The sequence below is a fragment of the Collinsella aerofaciens genome (assembly GCF_039752955.1).
Taxonomy (GTDB): Bacteria; Actinomycetota; Coriobacteriia; order Coriobacteriales; family Coriobacteriaceae; genus Collinsella; species Collinsella aerofaciens_BI.
The window spans coordinates 1-23,835 of the sequence record NZ_JBDMHB010000034.1; the positions used below are offsets into that span (position 1 = coordinate 1).

Consider the following 23,835-nt stretch of genomic DNA (forward strand, 5'->3'; position numbering starts at 1 on the left):
GAGCTCCTGTGCGAATTGAAGGGAGCGCTCCCGCAAACTGCCTCTTGACAACTTATAGGAGCGTCGGTTTTGTTTTCACGGTTTTCGGTATGGCCGAGGCTATCCGTGTTAACGTAGTAGATGGGCCACTTTTGTGGCAAGGGGGCCGATCTGCGGGCCAGGGTAGCTAAAAGAGCCCCGTCCCAAAAAGACTGATTGGGAGCTGGGGCGTGTCGATGCGATAGTATTGCATGGTGGTATTCGACTAACCGAGGGTTTATCCGAGGGCTTTATGGAACAACGCCAGCATAATCAGAGCCTGCAAGACCAGGCATACAACGCATTGCGCTCCAAGATTATCTATGCCGAGCTCAAGCCCGGCACGCGCCTTTCGGCGATTGGTCTGGAAAAGGAGACGGGAATCGGGCGCACGCCCATTCGCGAGTCCTTTGTGCGCCTGCGTGAGCAGGAGCTGGTGGAAACGCGTCCCAAAAGCGGCACCTACGTCTCAAAAATCAGCATGGAGCATGCCGAGAACGCTTGCTTTTTGCGCGAGAAACTCGAGAGAAGCGTGCTCATTAAATGTTGCTCGGCCGCCATGCCCGAGCAAAAACATCGGCTCGAGCAGATTCTTGCCGAGTCCGAGTCGCTCGATCATCGTGAAACGCGTCGCTTTTTCGATCTGGACAACCTGTTCCATGAGACATGTTTTGAGATTGCCGGCCGCCACATGTTGTGGGATTGGATGAAGAGCGTCAATACGCATTTTGAGCGATACAACTGGTTGCGTATGGTGTCGCAGGATCTGGACTGGGAGCCGATCCGTGGGCAGCATCGCCGGATTCTCGAGGCCATTAAGAAGGGCGATACCGACACGGCGAGCTATCTGGCAGAGACGCATTTGCATCTAATGCCCGAGGAGCAGGGTCCGGTTATTGCCTTGCATCCCGACTACTTTGAGCTGTCCAAAGACTCGGCCATCTAACTCGCCCCCTACATTAGTTGCGGTGAAATAGGGATTGTTTTGCGGCTCTGATGGTGTAAGCAGTCCATATCTCACCGCAACTGCCGGGGCATTATCGGGGTATGAAAAAGCTGCGGCGCCGCTTGGAGGAAAAGACCGGAAGCAAGGGTCCATTCCTTCAGACGGCGCCGCAGCTGTTTTGGTGGCTCGGCTTTTGTCGATGTGGCTCAACTGGGCGCGGTCGCCAACCGAGCAGGAAAAGCGGCTCGGGGGCGTGTCGCTTCCGTCACGTTCTATCAGCATACAAGACGGTTTCGGTTCTTGTTCGTGACGGAAACGGCGCGCTTCCGAGCCGCTTTAAAAGAAAGGGGGCGAGGTCTAGGGCACACCCCCTTTCACGATAGAGAGCTAAACCTAGCCGCGGACCTTCTTGACGACGTCCATGGCCTCGCGGGCAATCTGCTCGACCTTGGAGAAGTCGCCGTCGGCAAACAGGGCCGGCTTGACCATCCAGGTGCCACCGCAGGCGATGATGGCAGAGGAGCTCAGGTACTCCTCGACGTTGGCGGTGCTCACGCCGCCGGTGGGCATAAAGCGGTGACCGACAAACGGAGCGGCGAGGGCCTTGATGGTGTTCAGGCCGCCATACTGGGACGCGGGGAAGAACTTGGTGACCTTGAGGCCCAGGTTCTCGGCTGCGGTGACCTCGGAGGGGGTTACGGTGCCGGGAAGGACAGGCAGGTCGATGTCGATGCAGTGCTTCACAACGTCCTCGTTGTAACCCGGGGAGACGATGAACTTGGCACCGGCTGCGCGGGCCTGCTCAACCTGCTCGACGGTCAGGACAGTGCCGGCGCCAACGCACATCTCGGGCTCGGCCTCGGCCATAGCGGCGATGCACTCGGCGGCGCAGGCGGTGCGGAAGGTGACCTCGGCGGACTTCATGCCAGCTGCCATAAGGGCGTGGGCGAGCGGAGCGGCGTCCTCGACCTTATCGAGCACAACGACCGGCACGATGCCCAGGGACTTAAGCGTGGTGTAAAACTGATCGAACATGATGTTCCTTTCGATGTGTGGCGCGCATGGGCGCGTGATTGCCAAATGTGCTGGTCAGGAGCCGATTTTGGATTGGTTATCGGAGGCACTGCTTGGGGTTCAAGCAATTCCAAAACCGGCTGCACGACCAGTCATGTAGGAAATGCCAGACAAAACCGGAATGGGACTGGTGGTTTTGCCCGACCGGAGGAATCGGGGAGCGGGCTGCAGAGGTATGGGTATGGGAAACTGCAGCCCGCAGAATGGGGAACGAATTAACGGGCGACGCGGGTGCCACCGTCGGCGGCTGATGCCACAGCGGCAATCTCGTCAGCAGTCACCAGGTTGGAATCGCCCTTGATGGTGAGCTTGAGGATCGAGGCCGCAATCGCGTAGTTGACGGCGTCCTGCGGGTCAAAGTCGTTGATGAGGGCATGGACGAGGCCGGCGTTGAAAGCGTCGCCGGCGGCAACGCCCTCGAGCACGTGCACGTCGTGAGCGGGGGAGAACCAGTGCGCGCCGCTCTCGGCGTCATAGAGCATGCCCATCCAGATGGAGCGCTCGACGCAGGAGATGTTGCGGACGACCGAAGCGACCTTCTTGCAGCCGTACTCGGCGCAGATCTGACGGGCCATCTCGACGTAGGTGTCGCGCTCCTCAATGCCGTGGGCAAGGGAGCCGGAGACGCAGGTCATGCCGAGGCCGGCGGGTGCGTCCTCATCGTTGGCGATGCAGACGTCGACGAGCGGCAGGAGTTCCTTCATGGTGGCCTGCGACTTCTCGGGCGACCACATCTTGCCGCGATAGTTGACGTCGCACACGGTGGTGATGCCCTTGGCGCGGCAGGCGGTGAGGGCATCCTTGCACGCAGCGGCCATCTCGTCGGAGACAGCGGGGGTCACGCCGGAGAAGTAGAAGACATCGATGCCCTTGAGGATCTCGTCCCAGTCAAAAACATCGCGCTTGGCCATGTTGATGGCAGAGAACTTGCGGTCGTAGACGCAGCCGTTGCCGCGCTGCGAGGCGCCGACCTCAAAGACATAGGAGCCCAGGCGATCGCCCTGACGTACGACGCGCGTGGTGTCGACGCCGTAGGCCTTCAGCGAGCGCAGAGCGCACTCGCCCAGACGGTTGGCCGGGACAACGGAGACGTAAGCGGCCTTGTCGCCCTGGTAGGCCAGGGAAAGCGCGGTGTTGGCTTCGGCGCCGCCGTAGCGGACATCAAACTCGGTCGCCTGCTCAATGCGCAGATGGTCTTTGGGCGAGAGCCTCATCATGATCTCGCCGAAGGTAAGAACCGTTTTACCCATGGTTGCGCAGCTCCTTCTTGCTCGTGCGTACACCTTTGATATGGCGTTGGCACGGAGGTGCCAAGACGGTAGGGTACATCTTTGCACCTACGTGCCAACGCTCGCCGAAATCGGTTTACGAAATCGGTTTCGTTTCGAGTTGTAGTATACTCACCTACAGCCTTTTGCAAGCGAGATTTTTAAAAAAATGCCTAAAATGGCTCAGACTGCTGACAATTGGGAAACGGGGTGCGCCATGGCGCAGATGAGAATCAAGGACATTGCCGCCGAGGCGGGCGTGAGCCCGGCCACGGTCTCGCGCTATCTCAACAACCGCCCCGGGCAGATGACCGAGGAAACCCGCGCTCGCATCGCGGCGGTTATCGAGCGCACCGGCTATCGCCCACGTGCCGCCGCACGCAATCTGCGCAGCTCACGCACCAACCTCATCGGCGTGATCCTGGCCGACATCGCCAACCCGTTCTCCAGTGCCATGCTCGAAGGGCTTTCCGCCAGTGCCGCCGCGCGCGGCTGCTCGCTTATGACGGCCATTAGCGGCAACGATCCCGCTAAAGAGGCCGAATCGCTCACCAGGCTTATCGACGCCGGCGTGGACGGCCTGGTCGTCAATACCTGCGGCGGTAACGACGAGGCAATCGCCGCTGCCGCGGGACGTTTACCCGTTGTGCTGCTCGACCGCGATGTTGCTGCCGGCGGTGTCGATCTGGTGACATCTAACAACCGCGAGCTGGTTGCCGGCTTGGTAGACGCCTTGGCTGCCGCTGGCAGCGAGCGCCTGTGCCTGCTCACCGAGGCAAGCGATGACAGCCCCGTGCGTCGCGAGCGCGCCGAGGCCTTTACCGACGAGCTGTCGCGACGCGGCCTTGCCGGCGAGGTTGTCACCTTGGCCGATGGCGGTGCCACGGGCGTCGGCCGCTTGGACGAGACCATCCGCGGCTATGCAGGCAAAAAGCTCGGCCTCATTGCCGTCAACGGCCTGGTCTTTCTGCGTCTGACCGAGGCGTTGGCACAGCTGGGACCCTCGTTGCCGGCGGGGCTCAAGATCGCGACGTTTGACGACTACCCCTGGAACCATGTGCTCTTTGGCGGTGTGACCACGGCCGCGCAGGACACCCTCACCATCGCCGAGCGCGTGGTCGAGCGCCTGTCCGAGCGCATCGACGTTGTTACCACCACCGTGGGCGAAGCCGCAAAGCTGGCACCCAAACGCATCGAGATCCCCGGCCACATCGAATACCGCGCATCGACCTCGCGCTAGCCGCTCGTTCGCAACTGCCTGTTCGCACACGTTTTTTGAGCGCTTGATACGCTTTAACCCTGCGGAAATATTTTTCTGCGATAGTATCTGCGATATAGACCAGTCGAAACCCGCCCGAAAGAAAGGGGAGCGACATGAACCAGCAGAACATCGATTACGTACTCCGCTCCGTAGAGCAGCGTGACATCCGCTTTGTGCGTCTGTGGTTTGTCGACATTCTCGGCCGCCTCAAGAACTTTGCCATTAGCCCCGAGGACCTCGAGGTCGCTTTTGAGGAGGGTATTGGCTTTGACGGCTCCGCCATCGAGGGCTTTGCCACGCCCGAGGAAGCCGACATGCTGGCGTTTCCCGATGCTTCGACCTTCCAGATTCTGCCGTGGCGCCCGAGCCACAACGGCGTCGCCCGCGTGTTCTGCGACGTGTGCACTCCCGATCGCAAGCCGTTTGCCGGCGACCCGCGCGATGCCCTGCGCCGCATGTTCCGCAAGGCCGAGAAAGCTGGCTATCTGCTCAACGTGGGCGCTGAGCTGGAGTATTACTACTTCCCCGACGAACACACCCCCGAGCCGCTCGACAACGTGGGCTACTTCGATCTTTCGGTGAGCGATGCCGCCCGCGACCTGCGTCGCAATACGGTCCTCACGCTCGAGAAGATGTCCGTGCCCGTGGAGTACACCTTCCACGCCGCCGGCCGCTCGCAGCACGGCATGAGCCTGCGTCACGCCGAGGCCCTGAGCATGTCCGACGCCATCACCACGGCCAAACTCATCATTAAGCAGCAGGCCTACGAGAGCGGTTGCCACGCCTCCTTTATGCCCAAGCCGTTGGCAGGCGAGGACGGCAGTGCTATGTTCCTGTGCCAGTCGCTATTCGACCACGACGGCAACAACGTCTTTTGGGGCGAGGGCGACGAGAAGTACCATCTCTCCGACGTTGCCAAGCACTATATGGCCGGCATCCTGGCGCATGCCCGCGAGATCAGCGCCATCACCAACCCCACGGTCAACTCGTACAAGCGCATCACCACGGGTGGCGACTCCGTGCCGCAGTACGCCACGTGGGGCCTGCGCAACCGCGCGAGCATGGTTCGCATCCCGGTCTACAAGCCCGGCAAGCAGCTGTCCACGCGCATCGAGCTGCGCAGTCCCGATCCCATGGCCAATCCGTACCTGGTCAACGCCGTCACGCTGGCGGCTGGTCTGGACGGCATCGAGCGCAAGCTGGAGCTCCCGCCCGAGGCCACGGCCGAGACACTCAAGCTTACCGACCGTCAGATGGTCGAGGCCGGCTACACGCCGCTGCCGCGCTCGCTTAAAGAGGCGCTCGACGTGTTTGAGGACTCGCAGTTTATGAAGGATGCCCTCGGCGAGCACATCCACAGCTTCTTCCTCAAAAAGAAGCGCGACGAGTGGCATAAGTTTGAGTCTACGATCACCGAGTGGGAGATCAAGCACTACCTGGCGAACTCCTAATCGCGCTGACTTGTTCCAGTACGATTGAGCTCATTTCCTTGGAGGCCGATATGTCCGAAAAGAGTGCCCTGTTCATGGCGCGCACGACGCGCTTCCACGAGTTTGCCCGCAGCTTGACGACCACCCTGGGTGTCGAGGTGAGCCTTGCCACACCCGATTCGCCGACTGCGGCGCACGACTTCGACCTGCTGATCCTCGACTCCGACGGCATCCGCAGCGACCGCATCGATCAGATTGCCAAATGGCTCGACGACCGCGGTGGCGTTCCCATGCTGGTGATCGTCGACGACGAGGCGCTCGGCACCCTGCGTCTGCCGAATCACGCGCATGCCGACTTTGTATGCCCCACGGCGACGCCCAACGAACTTAAGGCTCGTGCGCAGCGCCTGATGGGCGAGGAGGAGACCGTCACCGCCGACGATGTGCTCAACATCGATAACCTCGAGATTAACCTGGCTACCTACCAGGTGACACTCGATAACGAGCCCATTGACCTGACGCTGATGGAGTACTCGCTGCTGAGCTTTTTGGCGACGCACCCCAACCGCGCCTACAGCCGCGAAGTGCTGCTGCACCGCGTGTGGGGCTTTGAGTACTGCGGCGGCACGCGCACCGTCGACGTGCACATTCGACGCATCCGTTCCAAGGTGGGCCCGCAGATCGCGGCACACATCACCACCGTCCGCGGCGTGGGCTATCTGTTTAAGGACTAGATTTCCACCGCAAGGGGGACAGGCGCCTTTGCGGTGGTTTTGCCGCAGGTGCGGGTTCCTTTCGAGTTTGCAGTAGAACTTAAGCCTTCCTAAAAGATTGCGTTCTCATACACGTGCACCCGCATATTGGGGTACAACTCATCGTGAACAATGATGGCCCGCCACGTGTTTGGCGGGCCTTTGGTTATTTGACGAAAGGATTGCAGCTATGAGCGAGAACGATTCCCAGCGTCCCCAGGATGCGGGCCACGCCGGCGAGACTCAGCAGCAACCGCGCGTACAGGTGGAGTCGACGCCTGCCGACGGCAACATTCCCTACGTGCAGGCCTACGACACGCAGACCGGCAAGCCGCTGGGCGGCCAGCAGGTTGTAAACAAGCACACGGTGGTCAAGACCAAGACCAAAAAACTGCCGATCTTTATTACGGCGCTTGCCGGCTGTGCCTGTGGCGCTCTGCTGGTCATCGCGCTCATTATGAGCGGCACGCTCGATATCGGCGGCGGCAGGAACGCCGTGACGGCGGGTGCTTCGGGTTCATCGGCGCAAAAGATCACCATCGACTCCGAGGATACCACGCTGGCCGAGGCCGTCTCTGCCAAGGCGTTGCCCTCCGTCGTTTCCATCACCGCCACTTCGAGCGGTAGCCAGAATGGCTCGCTTTCGCAGTCTGCCGACGAGTCGGACAGCTCGGGCAGCGTCGGCTCGGGCGTGGTGCTCGATACCGAGGGCCACATCCTCACCAACAACCACGTGGTCGATGGCTATGACCAGTACGTGGTTACCATGGACGACGGAACCACGTACGAGGCCGAGTTCGTGGGCAACGATGCCTCGAGCGACCTGGCCGTCATCAAACTCAAGGATGCTGACGCCTCAAAGCTCACGCCGATCGAGATCGGTGACTCCTCCAAGCTCAACGTGGGCGAGTGGGTCATGGCGATCGGCTCGCCGTTCGGCAACGAGCAGTCTGTCTCCACGGGTATTGTGTCGGCGCTCTATCGCTCCACGGCCATGAGCTCTACCAACGGTAACACCATCTATGCCAACATGATCCAGACCGATGCCGCCATCAACCCGGGCAACTCCGGCGGCGCGCTCGTCAACGACAATGGTGAGCTGGTGGGCATCAACTCGCTCATCGAGAGCTACTCGGGCTCCAGCTCGGGCGTGGGCTTTGCCATTCCGGTTAACTACGCCAAGAACATTGCCGACCAGATCATCGACGGTAAGACGCCGGTGCACCCGTACCTGGGCGCCACGCTTTCGAGCGTCAACGCGCTCAACGCCCGCACCAACAAGCTGAGCACCGATAGCGGCGCGTATGTGGCGAGCGTCGTTGAGGATGGCCCTGCTGCCAAGGCCGGCATCCAGGAGGGCGATGTCATTACCAAGCTGGGCGACGACGAGATTACGAGTGCCGATGGCCTGATCATCGCCCTGCGCAGCCACGAGGTGGGCGAGAAGGTCGAGATCACGCTCATGCGCGGCAAGGAAGAGAAGAAGGTCACCGTCGAGCTGGGCTCCGATGAGGAGCTGCAGAACCAGCAGCAGGATGACAGCGCGACCGACACCGGCAACGGCGGTATTACCGACGAGCAGCTGCGCCAGTATCTGGAGGAGCTGTTGGGCCAGCAGGGCCAGGGTCAAGGCTACGGTCAGGGCTACTAGCGAGCCGTATCGCGTATATCGAGGCCAGAGGGGGCTGTCCCATCAACGTGGGGCAGTCCCCTCTTTTCTTATTGATCCGTTGGGGACGGAGGAAAATGGATCATTTAGAGTTGATAAGAGCATGGTTTAATCGCGCAATCCATCCCGGTGCGTCGACTGCCGATTCGATGCGGTTCGAAAGGGTTATTCGGCGCCATGGTGACCGGTGGTACTCTAGTATCCGTTTGAAATCGAGCGAAGGAGTGCCGCTATGGAGCAATCGAGCCTGTTTGGTGACGGCGTGGACATCGATACCGAAACGCCCACGAGCACGGATACCGTTGCGCCGACCGATGCCCGTGCCCAGGCGGCAGCGCGTGCGGCCGAGCTGCGCCACGAGCTCGATTACCACGCCTATCGCTACTACATGCTCGACGCGCCCGAGATCACGGACGCCGCCTTTGACAAAATGCTCGTTGAGCTGCAAGAAATCGAGGCGACCTACCCCGACCTGGTGACGCCCGACAGCTATACCCAGCGCGTTGGCGGCTACGTGAGCGAGCAGTTTACGCCAGTCACGCACATGGCGCGCATGTATTCCATGGACGATGCCATGGACCTGGACGAGCTCGACGCATGGCTCCAGCGCACCGAGGATGCGCTCGGTGCCGGCAGCGTCACCTATACCTGCGAGCTTAAGATCGACGGTCTGGGCGTGGCACTTACCTACCAAAACGGCACCTTTGTGCGCGCCGCCACGCGCGGCGATGGTACCACGGGCGAGGACGTGTCGCTCAACGTCCGTACCATCAAGGACGTGCCTATGCACCTGTCCGAGCCGGCGCTCGCTCACATGGGTGCCGACCGCGAGCGCACCATCGAGGTGCGCGGCGAGGTCTATATGCCCAAAGGCAGCTTTGTACGTCTGAATGAAGAGGCCGATGCCGAGGGCCGCGACCCCTTCGCCAACCCGCGCAACGCCGCTGCTGGCAGCCTGCGTCAGAAGGATCCCAAGGTTACGGCGCGGCGCGACCTGGCCACCTTTATCTATGCCATCGCCGATACCGATCCACTGCACGTCCACAGCCAGCGCGAGTTCCTCGATTGGCTGCGTAGCGCCGGCTTTAGCGTCAACCCCAACGTGGCTCGCTGTGCCACGCCGGCCGAGGTCCACGAGTTCTGCGCCCAGGCGCTCGAGCATCGCGGCGACCTGGACTACGACATCGACGGCGTGGTCGTAAAGGTCGACAGCTTTCAGCAGCAGCTCGACCTGGGCTTTACCGCCCGCGCACCGCGCTGGGCCATTGCCTTTAAGTTTCCGCCCGAGGAAAAGCAGACCGTCCTGCGCGAGATTCGCATCCAGGTGGGTCGCACCGGTGTGCTCACGCCGGTCGCCGAGTTCGACCCGGTGACGGTTGCCGGCTCCACCATCGCGCGCGCCACGCTGCACAACATCGACGAGATTCGTCGCAAAAACGTGCGCGAGGGCGACACGATTATCGTGCACAAGGCGGGCGACGTGATTCCCGAGGTCGTGGGTCCGGTGCTCGACAAGCGCCCGGCCGATTCGGTCGACTGGCACATGCCCGAGGTCTGCCCCGTGTGCGGCAGCCCCGTGGTCCACGAGGATGGCGAGGTCGCTTACCGCTGCGTCTCCATCGATTGCCCTGCGCAGCTCAAGGAGCGCCTGCTCCACTGGGTGAGCCGCGGCTGCATGGACGTCGACGGCCTGGGCGACGAGATCGTCGACAAGATGATCGCTGCTGGCCTGATTCACGACGTCGCGGACTTCTACCAGCTCACGGTCGACGATATCGCCGGCCTGGACACGGGGCGTACCTATGCCAGCTCCAACAGCAAAAAGGGCGTCAAGAAGGGCGACCCCATCTCGGTAGGCCTCAAGACGGCTGAGAAAATCATCGCCGAGCTCAACAAGTCCAAGAGCCAGCCGCTCGGTCGCGTGCTGTTTGCCCTGGGTATCCGCCACGTGGGCAAGAGTGTGGGTGAGGTCATCGCCGAGCGATTCCTGTCGATTGACAAGCTCATCTTGGCGAGCGAAGAGGATATTGCCGAGTGCGAGGGCATCGGCCCCAAGATTGCGGCGAGCGTTAAGCAGTTCCTGGCCGTGCCCGAGAACCTTGCCGTGCTGGAACGTCTGCGTCAGGCGGGCCTTTCGCTCGAGGTCGACTTGGGCGCTGCGCACGCGCAAGCCGCAGCCGACGCTGGCGTGGCGGGCGAGCTCGCCGACGCACAGCCGCTTGCGGGTCTGACCTTCGTGCTCACCGGCACGCTCGTCAACCGCACGCGCGACGAGGCGGGCGCGGCGCTCAAGGTGCTCGGCGCCAAGGTTTCGGGCAGCGTGTCAAAGAAGACGAGCTATCTGGTCGCCGGCCCCAAAGCGGGCTCCAAGCTCACCAAGGCTGAGCAGCTGGGCGTACCCGTACTGGACGAGGATGCACTCGAGCAGATCTTGGCGACTGGTGAGGTGCCCCAGGCTTAGTACATCGATAACCAAATTAGAAAACCTCCCGGAAAGGTTGATACTTTCCGGGAGGTTTTTATTTGGGCGTGGTGGCGGGCAGCATGATCTGCGTCATGTAGGTTGCTGAGGGTGACCCTGCGGAGCGGTGTCGTTCCGGAGCGATAGAAGATTCATTCAAAGCAAAGGGGCCCCGCAGTGAGGTCTCACAACGGGGCTGCCCCATTGTGATGAGTTTTATACACTTTAACATTAATATTAACGTGTATACTTAGCAGTGAAGATATATGTTGAGAGGAGCAGTTATGGTTACCGTCGCGTTTTCGGAACTGCGCCAAAACCTTACGCAAGTGGCCGAAAAGGTTGCCAATGAGGGCGAGGAGGTTGTGGTCTTCAAGCGGAGCAAGCCGTTGTTCAAGATCGTGCCGCTCGACTATGAAGGTCCAGTTACGGTGGAATATGACGCTGCCCAGGAGCGTGGGGGCGCAAAACCGACGTGCGGCACGGGCAAGCCCAAGCGCGACGTGGGTACGATGTGGCATCCCAAGATCACCTGGAAGGAGATCCGTGAGATGCTCGCGGAGAATGAGGACTACCAGGAGTATCTCGATATCGTGGCTAACATGCCAAAGGGAACGCCGCTCGATACGATGACGGTTGAAGATGAAAAGCGCGTCGCGAGGGAGCGCTACCTATGAGGGCATTTCTCGATACCAATTTTCTGCTCGATTGCGTGCTGCCGGGCCGGCCGGAGCATGGGGCGGCGCAAACGACCAAGGGGCTCGTTGACGTGGGACTTATCGAGGGTGTTGTTTCGGCCTGCTCTCTCAAGGACGCGTACTACATTCTCACTAAACAGGCAGGCGAGGCGCGCGCCCGCGAGGTAGTGCGCGACTGTCTTAAGAGCTACTCGGTAGAGCCTCTCGACCAAGAAGCTTGTTTTACCTCCGCCTATTCCGATGAGCCGGACTTTGAGGACGGCTGTATCCGTGCGATGGCCGAGCGTGCCGGCGTGGACTTTATCATCACGCGTGACCGCGCCGCTTTTGTGCGCTCGACCATCAAGACCTTCTCGCCTGCAGAGTTCATCCGTGCGTTTCCGATTCCGGAGGAGTAAAACCGCCATATCGGGGATTGTCCTCGACATGGCGGTTCTCCTGTAGCTGACGCTCGTTAGTTGAGCTGCACTGCATGCCTGTCCGGGAGGTTCTTAATCGAGCACAGTAACGGGCACCGTGATCTGTGTCACGTAGGTTGTGGGGTCGTCGCTGATGATGTCGTCGATGAGGGCGATCTCGCGCGAGGGCCCGGCGGGTGCCAGGTTGTGTTCGTGCATATAGCCGAGTAGCTGCTCATAGCGCGAGCCCGCCTGCCCGTGCGTGCCGCGGAAGCTAATGGTCAAACAGCGTGCGGCGGGGCGTACCTCGACGTCGCCCAAGTACTCATCGGTGTCATCGAGCAGCAGGAAGACCTCGTCGTAGCCGTCAAAGTCACCGGCGTCAAGGCGCTCGGCGCTAATCCCAATGCCCAAGTTGCCCAGGAAGACAAAGGTCTCATGCTGGCCCTTCTGCAGTTGACGAATTTGCCACTCCAACGCATAGGCGTCGGTAGGGTTGACGCGTTCGCGCAACACGGCGCAGCGAAGCTCGGGCGCATCGATTGTGCAAATGGTATCGAGCTCGGTGTTCAAGGCATCATGCAGTAGAGCAAGCCGGTTATCGATCTTGCGCGACACGCGCTCCAACTCGCGGCGCTTGCGCTCGATGAGCTCCTGCTGCTGAGCCAGCTGCCGCTGCATGAGGTCTACATCGCGCGTGGTCACAAACTCACGGATCTGCGCTAGCGGCAGGTCGAGAACACGCAGGTGACTGATGGTGTTGAGGGTGGAGAGCTGCCGCGATCCGTAGTAGCGGTATCCACTCGCCGGATCGATGTGCGCCGGGTCCAGCAAGCCCATCTGCTCGTAATGGCGCAGCGTGCCCACGCTCAGGTTAAACAGGCGCGCCACCTCGCCAATACGGAGCAGGCCTTCGGTATGTTCGGTTGGCGAGTCGGTCATGGGACTGCTCCTTTCAATGGGCGGGGAAGGGGCGCCGAGGTCGTGCGGCGCGGCCGTCGTATGACACAAACGATCCGCTACGCTACCAACTTGTCAAAAGCTCCGCGCCGGTTAAGCACGGTAAACGCGACAACACAGATGACTGCCGACAAAATCGATCCGCACGGCGAAGCGATGCCCATGGGAAACAGCGTGTCGGAATAGGCGTTCGACAGCAGCCACGCGCCGGGTACGCGAATGAGCGCCACGGCCAGCACGTTGTGCGCAAAGCCGATGTAGCTCTTGCCGTATGCAGCGAAAAAGCCGCTAAAGCAAATGTGGATGCCGGCAAAGATTGCGTCGAAAATATAACTGTGCATATAGCCGGTACCGGCCGCGACCACCGCGGGGTCCTTGGCAAAAAAGCCGATAAACGCCGGCGCCACCAGCCACATCAGCATCGTGATCAGACAGCCGTACACCACCGAGATCGTCATGGCATCCTTGAGTACCTGACGCGCACGACCGCCCTTTCCTGCACCGGCGTTTTGCGCCGTGAGCGCGCTGACGGTGGCGCCCATGGAACTCGGAACAATGAACAAAAAGCTGATCATCTTCTCGACCAGGCCTACGGCGGCGGCGTCGACGAGCCCTCGGTGGTTGGCGATGACGGTGATAAACATAAACGCCACCTGGATGCAGCCGTCCTGTACAGCCACAGGCACGCCGATCTTAAGAATGCTGCCGAGCACCTCGGGCTGGGGGCGCAGGTCGCTGCGCTTAACGTGGATGTTCGTGCGGCGGCTCTTGAGCCACACGAGCGCGAGGGCAACGCTGGCCGTCTGGGCGGTCACTGTGCCGAGCGCCGCGCCCACGGGGCCGAGCCCCATGTGGCCGATAAATAGAAAGTCGAGCGCGATGTTGATGATGCATGCCACGCCAATCACGTACATAGGCGAGCGCGAATCGCCCAGCCCGCGAAAGATGGCCGAGAGAATGTTGTATGCGGCGATAAACGGAATGCCGACAAAGCAGATACGCAGGTAGGCGGCGGTGCCTTCGACCGCCTCGGGCGGCGTGCCAATGAGCGCCACAACCTGCGGGCAAAGTGCAAACAAGATGACGGCCAGTACTACCGAGACGCCCATAAACAGCGTGATGGTATTGCCGATGGCGGTCTCGGCGCGGTCGAAGCGGCGCGAGCCCACGGCGTGGCCGACGATGACCGTCGTTCCCATGGCCAGGCCCACGAGCGTCACGGTAATGATATAGAGCGTCTGCGCGCCATTGCCCACAGCGGTGATGCCGGCGGCGCCGCTAAACTGCCCCATCATATACAGGTCGGCCATGCCGTAGAGCATCTGCAAAAAGTACGAGAGCATATAGGGCAGGGCAAAGACCGCGATGGTCTTAAGGACATTGCCGCGTGTGAGGTCGTGTTCCATGAGCGGGGGCACTTTCTGACTGGGTTTGTTTATGTACCAGTGTAGTGAAAACCCTACAACGATTGTAGAGTCAAGGTTTGTGTTGGGTGCCGGGCGAAAAAAGTCACGCGCACCATTATTCCGAGTGAATATGGACACACGTCACGAGAACTCGCCGCCGGCGTTAACCTTGCAGAAAACGATTTCGGAATACTTGACACCATTATTCGGCGCGCAATAATACGTGCGTTTGCGAACAACGTTTGATGGGGGTTGAACCTGCGTGCGCAATCTCAAAATACTGTTTTCTTATCTAGGGGCATACCGTCGCGATGCCATTCTCGGCGTGTTCTTTGTGTCGGTCGAGACGGTGCTCGAGCTGTTTATCCCGGTCATCATGGCCAACATCATCGATGTGGGCGTGCCTGCGGGTGATATCAACTACATGCTGCTGCAGGGCGCGTACATGTTGGTGTGCGCTGCGCTTTCGCTGGTACTGGGCTTGGGTTATGCACACACGTCCGCCCGCGTTGCCTCGGGCCTAGGCGCTAACCTGCGCGAGGCCGAGTACAAAAAGATTCAGACGCTCGCTTTTGGTAACCTAGACAACTACGACGCCAGCTCGCTCGTCACTCGCATGACCACGGACATCACCGTTATCCAAAATGCTGTGAGCAACGGCTTTCGCCCTATGGTGCGCGGCCCGGTGACGCTTATCGTCGGCCTTATCTACGCGCTGATGCTGTCGCGCCCGCTCGCCACCGTCTTTGCGATCATCTTGCCCGTGCTGGCAATCGTGCTGGGTGTCATCACCTATCGCGTCAGTCCGCTCTACCGCCAACTCCAGACCTCGATGGACCACCTTAACGGCGTGGTGCAAGAGGACCTTACCGCCGTGCGCGCCGTGAAGGCTTACGTGCGCGCCGAGCACGAGTGCGACAAGTTTGACACCGTCAATACCGAGCTCGCCGGCACGGCGACCAAGACCTTCGGCACCGCCGTGCTCAACCTGCCGGTGTTTCAGCTGTCGATGTACGTGGCTGCGCTCTCCATCCTGTGGATTGGCGGCCGCATGATTCTCGCCGGCAAGCTGGGCGTGGGCTCTCTCACGGGCTTTATGAGCTACGTGCTGCTGATCATGAACTCGCTCATGATGATTTCCAACGTGTTTTTGCTGCTCACGCGCGCTCTCACGAGTGTGGGCCGTATCGCAGGGGTGCTCGATGAGGAGCCCTTTATCGCCAACCCTGCGGGAGACCTCGCGACTGCGGCGCCAGCGGACGGCAGTGTCGAGTTTCGCGACGTTTCCTTTAAATACCGCGCGGATGCAGCCGAGGATGTGCTCGAGCATATCGACCTTCGCGTCGAGAGCGGCTCGACGGTGGGCATCCTCGGCGGCACGGGCTCGGGTAAGAGCTCGATTGTGCAGCTGATTGCGCGTCTGTACGACGCCACCGAGGGCGTCGTACTTGTGGGCGGACACGACGTGCGCGACTACGACCTGGTCGCCTTGCGCGACGCCGTGGGCATTGTGCTGCAAAAGAACGTGTTGTTCACGGGCACCGTGCGCGAGAACCTGCAGTGGGGCAATCCGCAGGCGTCGGACGATGAGCTCCTCGCGGCTTGCCGCGCAGCGTGCGTGGACGAGTTCCTTGATCGCATCGGCGGGCTGGACGGCGAGTTGGGCCAAGGCGGCGCCGGTGTCTCGGGTGGTCAGAAGCAACGTCTGTGCATCGCGCGCACGCTGCTCAAGCATCCGCGCGTGCTCATTTTTGATGACTCCACCAGCGCGGTCGATATGGCGACCGACGCTAAGATTCGCGAGCACATCGCTCGGATCCCCGATACGACCGTGCTCATCATCGCCCAGCGCATCGCGAGCGTTATGGATGCCGATCGCATTGTGGTGCTGGACGACGGTCGTGTCCACGGCGTGGGCACGCACGAGGAACTGCTAGCGGGCGACAACATCTACCAGGAGATTTACGCCTCGCAGGTGGAGTTTGCGGGGAACGTAGACGCCGGCGACGGCAGCGACGATGGCTGCGCGAATAATCCGTTTTCCTCCGTCCCCAGCAGATTACCCTTGGAAGGGGGCGAGCGCCATGCCTAAGACCGCAGCCCAAGCGCGCCCGGCCGACCTCAAGCGCACTGTGCGCCGTTTGCTCTCTTACATGGGCCATGCCAAGTTCTCGCTGCTGGCGGTGGGTATGCTTGCCTCCGTCGCGGCCATCGCGAGCCTCGCCGGCACCTACATGGTGCGCCCCATCGTCAACGGCCTGGCCACGGGCGGTGAGGAGCTGCTCACCAAGCAGGTCATCGTAACGGCGATCATCTACGCCGCGGGCGTGCTCTCGGCCCTAGGCTACTCGCAGATCATGGTGCGCGCGGCCCAACGCGTGGTGTCCGACATCCGTCGCGACCTGTTCGCGCACATTCAGACGCTGCCGCTCAGCTATTTCGACAGTACGCGCTTGGGCGACATCATGAGCTTTTTCACCAACGACGTCGACACCGTCTCCGAGGCGCTCAACAACAGCTTTGCCAACGTGATTCAGGCGAGCATTCAGGTGATCGGCACCACGGCCATGCTCATCATCCTCAACTGGCAGCTCACGATTATCACGCTCGTGTGCGACGCGGCCATCGTGCTGTACGCGCGCTACTCGGGTATCCGCTCCAAGCGCTTTTTTGCCGCCCAGCAGGCATCGCTCGGCGACTTGGATGGATATGTCGAGGAGATGGTCTCGGGCCAAAAGGTCATCAAGGTCTTCAACCACGAGCAGGCCAACGTGGCAGGTTTTGACGCGCGCAACCAGGAGCTGCGCCGCACCGGTGGCGCCGCGCAGGCCTACGCCAACTCGATGGTGCCCATGACCGTGGTGATCGGCTACGTCAACTACGCCATCGTCGCCGTGGCGGGCGGCATGCTCTGCATCAAGGGACTTGCCGACGTGGGTGCACTCGCGAGCTACCTGGTCTTTGTGCGCCAGGCGGCCATGCCCATCAACCAGTTTACGCAGCTGGGCAACTTCTTACTCAACGCGCTGGCCGGTGCCGAGCGCCTGTTTGCCGCCATGGACCTTAAGCCCGAGGTGGACGAGGGCTGCGTGGAGCTGGTGCAGACGGGCGACGCCGCGTGGGCGTGGAAGATTCCCGAGGGCCAGGGTGTGGGCACGTATGGACATCTGCACGATGTGGCCGCCGTTGGTGAATCGGGTCGTGCGGTGGCAGCCGACGGTACCGAGCTTGTTACCGGTCTGGTCCCGCTCGCCGGCGACGTGCGCTTCCATGCCGTGGACTTTTCTTACGTGCCGGGCACCCGCGTGCTCACGGATCTCAACCTGTTCGCCAAGCCGGGGCAAAAGATCGCCTTTGTTGGCTCGACGGGCGCCGGAAAGACGACCATCACTAACCTCATCAACCGCTTCTATGAGGTCGATGACGGCGAGATTACGTACGACGGCATCGACGTCAAGCATATCGCCAAGGCCAGCTTGCGCGGGTCGCTCGGCATTGTGCTGCAGGATACGCACCTGTTTAGCGGCACCATTGCGCAGAACATCCGCTTTGGCAAGCTCGACGCGACCGACGAGGAGGTGCGTGCCGCCGCCGAGGCCGCCTGCGCCGACTCGTTTATCCGTCGCCTGCCGCAAGGCTACGACACACCGGTCACGGCCGATGGCGCCAACTTGTCTCAGGGCCAGCGCCAGCTGCTCGCCATCGCGCGCGTGGCCGTGGCCGACCCGCCGGTGCTTATCCTGGACGAGGCAACAAGCTCCATCGACACGCGCACCGAAAAGCTCATCGAGCGCGGCATGGACCGCATCATGCGCGGCCGCACCACATTTATGATTGCGCACCGCCTGTCCACCGTCCGCGACGCCGACGCCATCATGGTCCTCGAACATGGCCGCATCATCGAGCGCGGCACCCACGAGGAATTGCTCGCCCAGCGCGGCGAGTACTGGCAGCTAGCGCATGGCTTAAAAGAGCTGGATTAACCCGTCGGAGTGCGGCTTGCTCTGGCCCTCCGACCTCTCACCTCGCCCTAAACCGTCCCAATTATCGATGTTTTTCTCGATATTGAAGAAAAGCATCGATTTTTGGGACGGTTTTTCTGTCGCTCGTACGGGTGGAATGCTTTCTTGTACGTGGAAGTGTGCGAATCCGTGAGCAGGGGAATAAGGTTGGTTATCCGACCCATTGGAGAGCTCATGGACTTGCCGATCGTCCTGTCCCATAAGACTGCCTGGCTGTACCACAACGCGGCGCGCCCGTTAGAGCCGCTCTCACGGGCAAGCAGCCTATACGACGAAGGCTCATTTGCTGGCGAGGTGGAGCCGACTGCGAGCCTCCCCAAATTGGGGCTCGATGCCAAGGGATTGAGGATACCTGCAGCGGTCGAGATTGTCGCCGACTATCTGGTCTCACTTGGTATTCCTCAAGAGGAACTCGGCCGTATTGATACGCTGGTTAGCTTCGATTTTGAACGCTCTCGGCCGGCGGGTCTCCGACGCCATGTGTTTGGGGCGCCCATACCTTCGGATCATCTTATCGAGGTGGCAGAGGGTCTTCTGGTGGTTGATGAGGCCATATGCCTTGTCCAGGCGGGCTCGTGGATGAGCGAGCTCGAGCAGCTTGAGTACGGATTTGAAGTGTGTGCTCGGTATCACCTTAACCATCTGTCGAGCGATGATTATGTCGAGGCCTCGCAGCGATATGCCGTCGCCGACCTGCGTGCTTTTTGCGAGCAGAATCCTTCGCGTCGAGGCGTGAAACGCGCGGCCGCCGTGCTCAAGCGCGTGCACGATGGCGCGCGATCGCCCATGGAGACGGCCACCGCAATCATGGTCGTCGCGAAACGTTCCCAGGGAGGGCTGGGATATGCCAAGATCGAGCTCAACCATCGGGTCGATGTTCCCAACGAGTTCAAGTATCTCGCAAAGGCCGGGTATTTCGAGATCGACGTATATGCGCCTGCGAGCGGTACAGGGATTGAATACAACGGCTCGGACCATCTTGATAAACAGCGCAGCGCGTCGGATGCGGAGCGTATGGCCGTGCTGAGCGCGCTGGGCTTTAGGATGATCGTCCTCACCGGGACTCAGTTTGCCCACCAGCTGCAATTGCACCGGGCGATGAACGCTATCGCGCTCGCTATGGGCCTTAAGTGCGACCGAAGCGAAGCGTTCCAGAAACGTCAAAACGACCTGCGAGAATTCGTGATTCGACACTGGGACGGCGGCCTTTAGGGGCGTTTTGGTCCTTCTACGGGGTGCCGTGGGCAGGCAAGCCATCACAACATTCGACGTTTATCGCCAAAAACGGGAAAAGCATCGAATGTTGTGATGGTTTGTATGCTGAGGATGGGCTTGGGAAGCCGGTCTTGCTCGAAGCGACCTGTCCTGTCGTACGGGTGTCGGCATAATTCTCTCGTGGGGTATTATGTTTTCCGAAGAATAAAACGCCGCGTGAGGGGAGGGCCGCGTGGACGGGCACGTGCAACATGACGGCTTTGGCCGCGACATCAACTACCTGCGCATTGCCGTTACCGACAAGTGCAATTTCCGCTGCATCTATTGCATGCCGGCCGATGGCGTGGCGCCCCGTGCACACGACGAGCTGCTCAGTGCCGAGGAAATCGCCCGCTTTGTGCGCTTGGTGGCGGGGGAGGGCATTCGCCGCGTGCGCCTGACGGGCGGCGAGCCGCTGGTCAGCCGCCGTATCATTCCGCTCATTCGTGACATCCGCGCGATTCCGCAGATCGAGGACATCTCGCTCACCACCAACGGTGCCCTGCTGCCCAAGTTGGCGCCGCAGCTCAAAGACGCCGGTCTTAACCGCGTCAACATTTCGCTCGATACACTCGACCCTACGCTGTTTGGAAAAATCACGCGCCTGGGTCGGCTCGAGCAGACCATGGCTGGCATCGACGCGGCGCTGGCTTGGGGCTTTGAACCCGTTAAGGTCAACTGCGTTGTGGTGCGCCGACTCAACCAGGATGTGGCGGCCCTTGCACGGCTGACCGTCGACCGCCCCATCCACCTGCGCTTTATCGAATACATGCCCATTGGCGACGAACGTACGAGCTCACATTGTGCTGTAGACCCTCACGCGCCCGCGCTCAATCCCGAGCTGTGGGACGCGAGCGACACCGTGCCGAGTGACGAGTTGCGGGCGCGCATCAATGCCGGGGCAGCCGCGGCGGGGCTGGGCGAGCTCGAGCCGCTCGGCATCAACGACGCTCCTGCCGGCGCGGGCCCTGCGCGCTATTGGCACTTTCCTGGCGCGACGGGAACGGTCGGTTTCATTAGCGCCATGTCCAACCATTTTTGTGCGAATTGCAACCGTCTGCGCCTGACGGCCGATGGCAACGTGCGTCCGTGCCTGTTCAGTGATGCCGAGTATTCGGTGCGCGACGCCCTGCGCCGTGGTGATGATATGCAGGTACTTTCGATTTGGCGCGATGCCGTGGCCCACAAACCGCAGGAACACGCGATAATTGAGGGCACGCAACGATTTATGTCCCAAATCGGAGGATGATCATATGGCCAAGAGCAGGTACGCCGATGCCACCAAGGCCGCTCGCAGGGCCGCGATGTCTGCCCACAAAGGCACGGCTGCGGCGAATGCTGGTAACGCCGACGCGTCCGCACAGCCGACTGCCAGTGCTGCCACCGAGCCCGCCCGCGACGCCCGTCGCGACGAGCTGACGCACGTGGACGCCAGGGGTGAGGTGCGCATGGTCGACGTGTCAGACAAGGCCGAGACCCATCGCATTGCTATCGCCGAGGGCACCATCCTCATGCACCCCGAGACGCAGGCCATGGTGCTGCAGGACCGCGCCAAAAAGGGCGACGTGCTTGCCTGCGCGCGTGTGGCGGGCATCATGGCCATCAAGCGCACGAGTGACATCATCCCCATGTGCCATCCGTTGCTCATTACCAAGAGCAAGTGCGACATTGCGCCCATCGCTCCGGCGGGGACGCCGGCTGAGGACGTGCCCGAGGGCTGGGCACCGGCGCGCACGGACGGGCAGGTTGGCTTTCACGTACTGGTTACGGCGGGCGTGACGGGCAAGACGGGTATCGAGATGGAGGCCCTGACCGGAGCGAGCGCTGCATGCCTTACGATCTACGACATGTGCAAAGCCATCGATCGCGGCATGGAGATCGTCGACGTGCGCCTGTTGCACAAGGAGGGTGGCCGCTCGGGCGTGTGGAATCGTGCAGAGCGTCAGGCCGCTGCTGTTGAGGCCGTGGCCGCTGACGGTGCCGCACCCGCGAGCGCATCCGTCGCCGTCGCGCCCGCAGCTCCGGCACCGGCCGTCCCTGCGATCGCGTTTATCGGCTATCAAAACTCGGGCAAGACCACACTTGTCGAGAAGGTCATTGCCGAGCTCACTCGCCGCGGCCTGCGCGTGGGTTCGCTCAAGCATCATGGGCATCATGGCTTTGATATCGATGTGCCCGCTAAGGATACGTGGCGCCATCACCAGGCCGGATCCAAGCACGTGGGACTCATCTGCGCCACGCGCTGGGCGGAGTACGCCGATACGCGCGAGGAGGACGAGATGCCCGCGCGCGAGCTGCTGTCGCGCTACAACGATGTCGACGTGGTGATCATCGAGGGCTACAAGACCGAGGGCTTCGACAACATCGTGGTCGCGCGCTCCGGTGTCGACCGTCTGCGCGGCAAGAGCTCGCTCGACCTGGTCGACGGTCACACGCTGGCCCTTGCCTGCAACGAAGCCCTGGCACGTCAGGCCTTCGACGCCGGCTTTGCGACCCGAGCCATCAACATCAACGACGCCCGAGCCATCTGTGATCTTATCCAAGATCACCTTTAAGGGCCGGCTCGCTGCGCTGCCATAACCTGCCAAAAAGGGACAGGTTTGTTTTGGCAGGTTTTATCTGGGCAAACGTCATTTCCACCACAAAGGGGGCCAGGCACCTTTGTGGTGGTTTTGCTTTGGTAGATGGTTGGGACATGCCTTACAATCTACCAAGTAGTTCATACTGAGCGAAAAACGGAGAGAAGGGTCCTGATGCGTCCTTAATGTTTCATGCGGATAGATTGATTTGACAGACGGTGGCGAATACCCACCGCCCGTATTCGTATGAAACAAGGAGTCTCCATGCTCGCATCTCTTCTCTCAAAACCTCAACCTTCGCTGTCCATGCAGGCCAAGCGCCTGGTAGCGATGCGCTTTCTCATCTACACCGGGTTTCAGACCAGCTACTTTATCGGCGTCATCGGAACGCTTACCTATGCGGACGATGCCTCGGTCGTCGCGACATCGCTGGCCGTCCTGTTCATGAACGTTTTCGTGATCCTGGGATCCTTTGCGGGCGGCGCTGCGCTCGACGCATGGGGTCCGCGCCGCCATTTCTTGCTGAGCATCGTCGGCACGCTCGCAACTGGCACGGCAATCATCGCCTTTGGTAGCGCGACCGGCGTCGTCCTGCTCGGCGCGGTGTTTCTGGGCTTTACGATGGGATTCGCCCAGCCCATCGCCACATCCTATCCGGCTTACCTCACCGACGATCCTGTCGAGCTCAAAGACATCAACTCCGCCATCGCCATGTTTTCAAACGTGAGTATCATCGTTGGTCCCACGCTGGGCGGCTTTGTCGCGGCGGCTGCGTCGTCGCGTGCGGTGTTCGTGCTTATGATGCTCTTTACCGTGCTGGCGTTCGTCGTCGGTTGGGGCTTTAGGCCGCAGACCAGCCATGTCGCCGGGCATGCGGATGCCGATTCGACAGAGGAAGGGGAGCGTGCGGGACAAAGCTCCAACCCCAGCACGTCCGCCCGCGCCACCTTCGCAGCCAGCATCAAGACAGTCTTCACCAACAGCGTCCTCGCGCTACTTTTCTGCATTATTTTTCTCTCGAACTTTGGCTACGGAGCCTTCGATCCGCTCGAGTCGTTTTTCTATCGCGATGTCCTACGCGTCGGCGTTGAGTGGATGGGCTGGCTCTCGTCGGCTTCGGGCGTGGGCGCGGTGCTGGGTGCCGTGCTCGCGCTCCGCTTGCCGCCGCACCTGGTCAACCTTAAAACGCTGCTCGTGGCGCTTATGTCCGTGGGCCTGGGAAGCCTGCTCTATGTGGGGACGCCGTACGTGGGCGTGGCCCTCGTCGGCCAGATCGCCCTGGGCATAGCTTGGGGTGTCGTCAACCCGCTCCACAACACCATCGTGCAAACGACGGCTCCGCTCGAGCAGCTTGGCCGCGTCAATTCGGTCATGGGCTTTGGCAATATGTTCGCCGGCGTGGCCCCTCTGGCGGTTGCACCGTGGCTGGCGGCAAAATTTGGCGTACAACAGACACTCGTGGGGGCGGGCATGGCCGTGACGGCGGTTCCCGCTGCATTGCTGCTGTTTGGACGCAATCACTTGGATCGTGCCGTAAAGCGGTAAAAAACCATCACAACATTGGTCGCGCGCGCAGACGTGGTGTAAGAGTGTCCTGAGGTCCGTCGCTGCAAGTCCCGATGTTACTCCTTCTTGAGAC

18 protein-coding genes are annotated in these 23,835 nt (G+C 61.1%); 14 read left to right on the forward strand and 4 right to left on the reverse strand.

Annotated features, from left to right (window positions below):
- The first annotated feature begins 271 nt into the window (after nt 1-271).
- On the forward strand, nt 272-964 hold the full coding sequence (locus ABHR75_RS07580; protein WP_346964021.1) for a GntR family transcriptional regulator: 693 nt from the start codon (nt 272-274) through the stop codon (nt 962-964).
- 393 nt (nt 965-1,357) lie between these two features.
- Here the strand turns inward: ABHR75_RS07580 and eda are convergent, their stop codons facing one another.
- Complete coding sequence (gene eda / locus ABHR75_RS07585) at nt 1,358-1,999, reverse strand: bifunctional 4-hydroxy-2-oxoglutarate aldolase/2-dehydro-3-deoxy-phosphogluconate aldolase (protein ID WP_138114104.1); 642 nt, start codon at nt 1,997-1,999, stop codon at nt 1,358-1,360.
- A gap of 254 nt (nt 2,000-2,253) precedes the next feature.
- Complete coding sequence (locus ABHR75_RS07590; RefSeq protein ID WP_138114107.1) at nt 2,254-3,288, reverse strand: sugar kinase; 1,035 nt, start codon at nt 3,286-3,288, stop codon at nt 2,254-2,256.
- A gap of 235 nt (nt 3,289-3,523) precedes the next feature.
- Here ABHR75_RS07590 and ABHR75_RS07595 point away from each other — a divergent pair, with 235 nt between their 5' ends.
- From ABHR75_RS07595 to ABHR75_RS07625, 7 genes are all read left to right on the forward strand, one after another.
- Nucleotides 3,524-4,546 (forward strand): LacI family DNA-binding transcriptional regulator, encoded by a 1,023-nt coding sequence (locus ABHR75_RS07595; protein WP_346964022.1) that lies wholly within the window; start codon nt 3,524-3,526, stop codon nt 4,544-4,546.
- 134 nt (nt 4,547-4,680) lie between these two features.
- The gene (locus ABHR75_RS07600; RefSeq protein ID WP_138114113.1) at nt 4,681-6,018 is read left to right on the forward strand and encodes a glutamine synthetase family protein; all 1,338 of its coding nucleotides are present in this window, start codon (nt 4,681-4,683) and stop codon (nt 6,016-6,018) included.
- Between the two features lie 50 nt (nt 6,019-6,068).
- Nucleotides 6,069-6,731 carry a response regulator transcription factor gene (locus tag ABHR75_RS07605; protein ID WP_006234733.1) on the forward strand — a complete coding sequence of 221 codons (663 nt, stop codon included), beginning with the start codon at nt 6,069-6,071 and terminating at the stop codon, nt 6,729-6,731.
- Between the two features lie 208 nt (nt 6,732-6,939).
- A complete protein-coding gene (locus tag ABHR75_RS07610; protein WP_138114116.1) occupies nt 6,940-8,400 on the forward strand; it encodes a S1C family serine protease in 1,461 nt (486 codons plus the stop codon).
- Nucleotides 8,401-8,650: 250 nt separating this feature from the next.
- A complete protein-coding gene (ligA, locus tag ABHR75_RS07615) occupies nt 8,651-10,879 on the forward strand; it encodes an NAD-dependent DNA ligase LigA (RefSeq protein WP_346964023.1) in 2,229 nt (742 codons plus the stop codon).
- Nucleotides 10,880-11,163: 284 nt separating this feature from the next.
- A complete protein-coding gene (locus ABHR75_RS07620) occupies nt 11,164-11,556 on the forward strand; it encodes a type II toxin-antitoxin system Phd/YefM family antitoxin (RefSeq protein ID WP_022095074.1) in 393 nt (130 codons plus the stop codon).
- On the forward strand, nt 11,553-11,975 hold the full coding sequence (locus ABHR75_RS07625; protein WP_195568424.1) for a PIN domain-containing protein: 423 nt from the start codon (nt 11,553-11,555) through the stop codon (nt 11,973-11,975). The genes ABHR75_RS07620 and ABHR75_RS07625 overlap by 4 nt, the downstream gene beginning before the upstream one ends.
- Nucleotides 11,976-12,068: 93 nt before the next feature.
- On the opposite strand, the gene ABHR75_RS07630 is transcribed toward ABHR75_RS07625, so the two are convergent.
- Complete coding sequence (locus ABHR75_RS07630) at nt 12,069-12,917, reverse strand: MerR family transcriptional regulator (protein ID WP_138114128.1); 849 nt, start codon at nt 12,915-12,917, stop codon at nt 12,069-12,071.
- A gap of 77 nt (nt 12,918-12,994) precedes the next feature.
- Nucleotides 12,995-14,341 (reverse strand): MATE family efflux transporter, encoded by a 1,347-nt coding sequence (locus tag ABHR75_RS07635; RefSeq protein ID WP_138114131.1) that lies wholly within the window; start codon nt 14,339-14,341, stop codon nt 12,995-12,997.
- Between the two features lie 262 nt (nt 14,342-14,603).
- Here ABHR75_RS07635 and ABHR75_RS07640 point away from each other — a divergent pair, with 262 nt between their 5' ends.
- The 6 genes from ABHR75_RS07640 (at nt 14,604) to ABHR75_RS07665 (ending at nt 23,741) form a co-directional block, all read left to right on the forward strand.
- A complete protein-coding gene (locus tag ABHR75_RS07640; RefSeq protein ID WP_346964024.1) occupies nt 14,604-16,433 on the forward strand; it encodes an ABC transporter ATP-binding protein in 1,830 nt (609 codons plus the stop codon).
- Nucleotides 16,426-18,324: an ABC transporter ATP-binding protein gene (locus ABHR75_RS07645; RefSeq protein WP_270225558.1), complete on the forward strand. Its 1,899-nt coding sequence runs from the start codon at nt 16,426-16,428 to the stop codon at nt 18,322-18,324. Before ABHR75_RS07640 ends, ABHR75_RS07645 begins: the two co-directional genes overlap by 8 nt.
- Nucleotides 18,325-18,537: 213 nt before the next feature.
- Nucleotides 18,538-19,575 carry a hypothetical protein gene (locus ABHR75_RS07650; RefSeq protein ID WP_346964025.1) on the forward strand — a complete coding sequence of 346 codons (1,038 nt, stop codon included), beginning with the start codon at nt 18,538-18,540 and terminating at the stop codon, nt 19,573-19,575.
- 235 nt (nt 19,576-19,810) lie between these two features.
- Nucleotides 19,811-20,866, forward strand: coding sequence for a GTP 3',8-cyclase MoaA (moaA, locus tag ABHR75_RS07655; protein WP_271760628.1), 1,056 nt, complete (start codon nt 19,811-19,813; stop codon nt 20,864-20,866).
- A 4-nt stretch (nt 20,867-20,870) separates the two neighbouring features.
- Nucleotides 20,871-22,172: a molybdopterin-guanine dinucleotide biosynthesis protein B gene (gene mobB / locus ABHR75_RS07660; RefSeq protein WP_138114143.1), complete on the forward strand. Its 1,302-nt coding sequence runs from the start codon at nt 20,871-20,873 to the stop codon at nt 22,170-22,172.
- Nucleotides 22,173-22,460: 288 nt separating this feature from the next.
- A complete protein-coding gene (locus ABHR75_RS07665) occupies nt 22,461-23,741 on the forward strand; it encodes an MFS transporter (RefSeq protein WP_175406115.1) in 1,281 nt (426 codons plus the stop codon).
- The last annotated feature ends 94 nt before the right edge of the window (nt 23,742-23,835 follow it).

Excerpts from the sequence above, each read along its gene's own strand:
- ABHR75_RS07580 (WP_346964021.1), top strand. The coding sequence starts at position 272 with ATGGAACAACGCCAGCATAATCAGAGCCTGCAAGACCAGGCATACAAC.
- eda (WP_138114104.1), bottom strand. The coding sequence starts at position 1,999 with ATGTTCGATCAGTTTTACACCACGCTTAAGTCCCTGGGCATCGTGCCG.
- ABHR75_RS07590 (WP_138114107.1), bottom strand. The coding sequence starts at position 3,288 with ATGGGTAAAACGGTTCTTACCTTCGGCGAGATCATGATGAGGCTCTCG.
- ABHR75_RS07595 (WP_346964022.1), top strand. The coding sequence starts at position 3,524 with ATGGCGCAGATGAGAATCAAGGACATTGCCGCCGAGGCGGGCGTGAGC.
- ABHR75_RS07600 (WP_138114113.1), top strand. The coding sequence starts at position 4,681 with ATGAACCAGCAGAACATCGATTACGTACTCCGCTCCGTAGAGCAGCGT.
- ABHR75_RS07605 (WP_006234733.1), top strand. The coding sequence starts at position 6,069 with ATGTCCGAAAAGAGTGCCCTGTTCATGGCGCGCACGACGCGCTTCCAC.
- ABHR75_RS07610 (WP_138114116.1), top strand. The coding sequence starts at position 6,940 with ATGAGCGAGAACGATTCCCAGCGTCCCCAGGATGCGGGCCACGCCGGC.
- ligA (WP_346964023.1), top strand. The coding sequence starts at position 8,651 with ATGGAGCAATCGAGCCTGTTTGGTGACGGCGTGGACATCGATACCGAA.
- ABHR75_RS07620 (WP_022095074.1), top strand. The coding sequence starts at position 11,164 with ATGGTTACCGTCGCGTTTTCGGAACTGCGCCAAAACCTTACGCAAGTG.
- ABHR75_RS07625 (WP_195568424.1), top strand. The coding sequence starts at position 11,553 with ATGAGGGCATTTCTCGATACCAATTTTCTGCTCGATTGCGTGCTGCCG.
- ABHR75_RS07630 (WP_138114128.1), bottom strand. The coding sequence starts at position 12,917 with ATGACCGACTCGCCAACCGAACATACCGAAGGCCTGCTCCGTATTGGC.
- ABHR75_RS07635 (WP_138114131.1), bottom strand. The coding sequence starts at position 14,341 with ATGGAACACGACCTCACACGCGGCAATGTCCTTAAGACCATCGCGGTC.
- ABHR75_RS07645 (WP_270225558.1), top strand. The coding sequence starts at position 16,426 with ATGCCTAAGACCGCAGCCCAAGCGCGCCCGGCCGACCTCAAGCGCACT.
- ABHR75_RS07650 (WP_346964025.1), top strand. The coding sequence starts at position 18,538 with ATGGACTTGCCGATCGTCCTGTCCCATAAGACTGCCTGGCTGTACCAC.
- mobB (WP_138114143.1), top strand. The coding sequence starts at position 20,871 with ATGGCCAAGAGCAGGTACGCCGATGCCACCAAGGCCGCTCGCAGGGCC.
- ABHR75_RS07665 (WP_175406115.1), top strand. The coding sequence starts at position 22,461 with ATGCTCGCATCTCTTCTCTCAAAACCTCAACCTTCGCTGTCCATGCAG.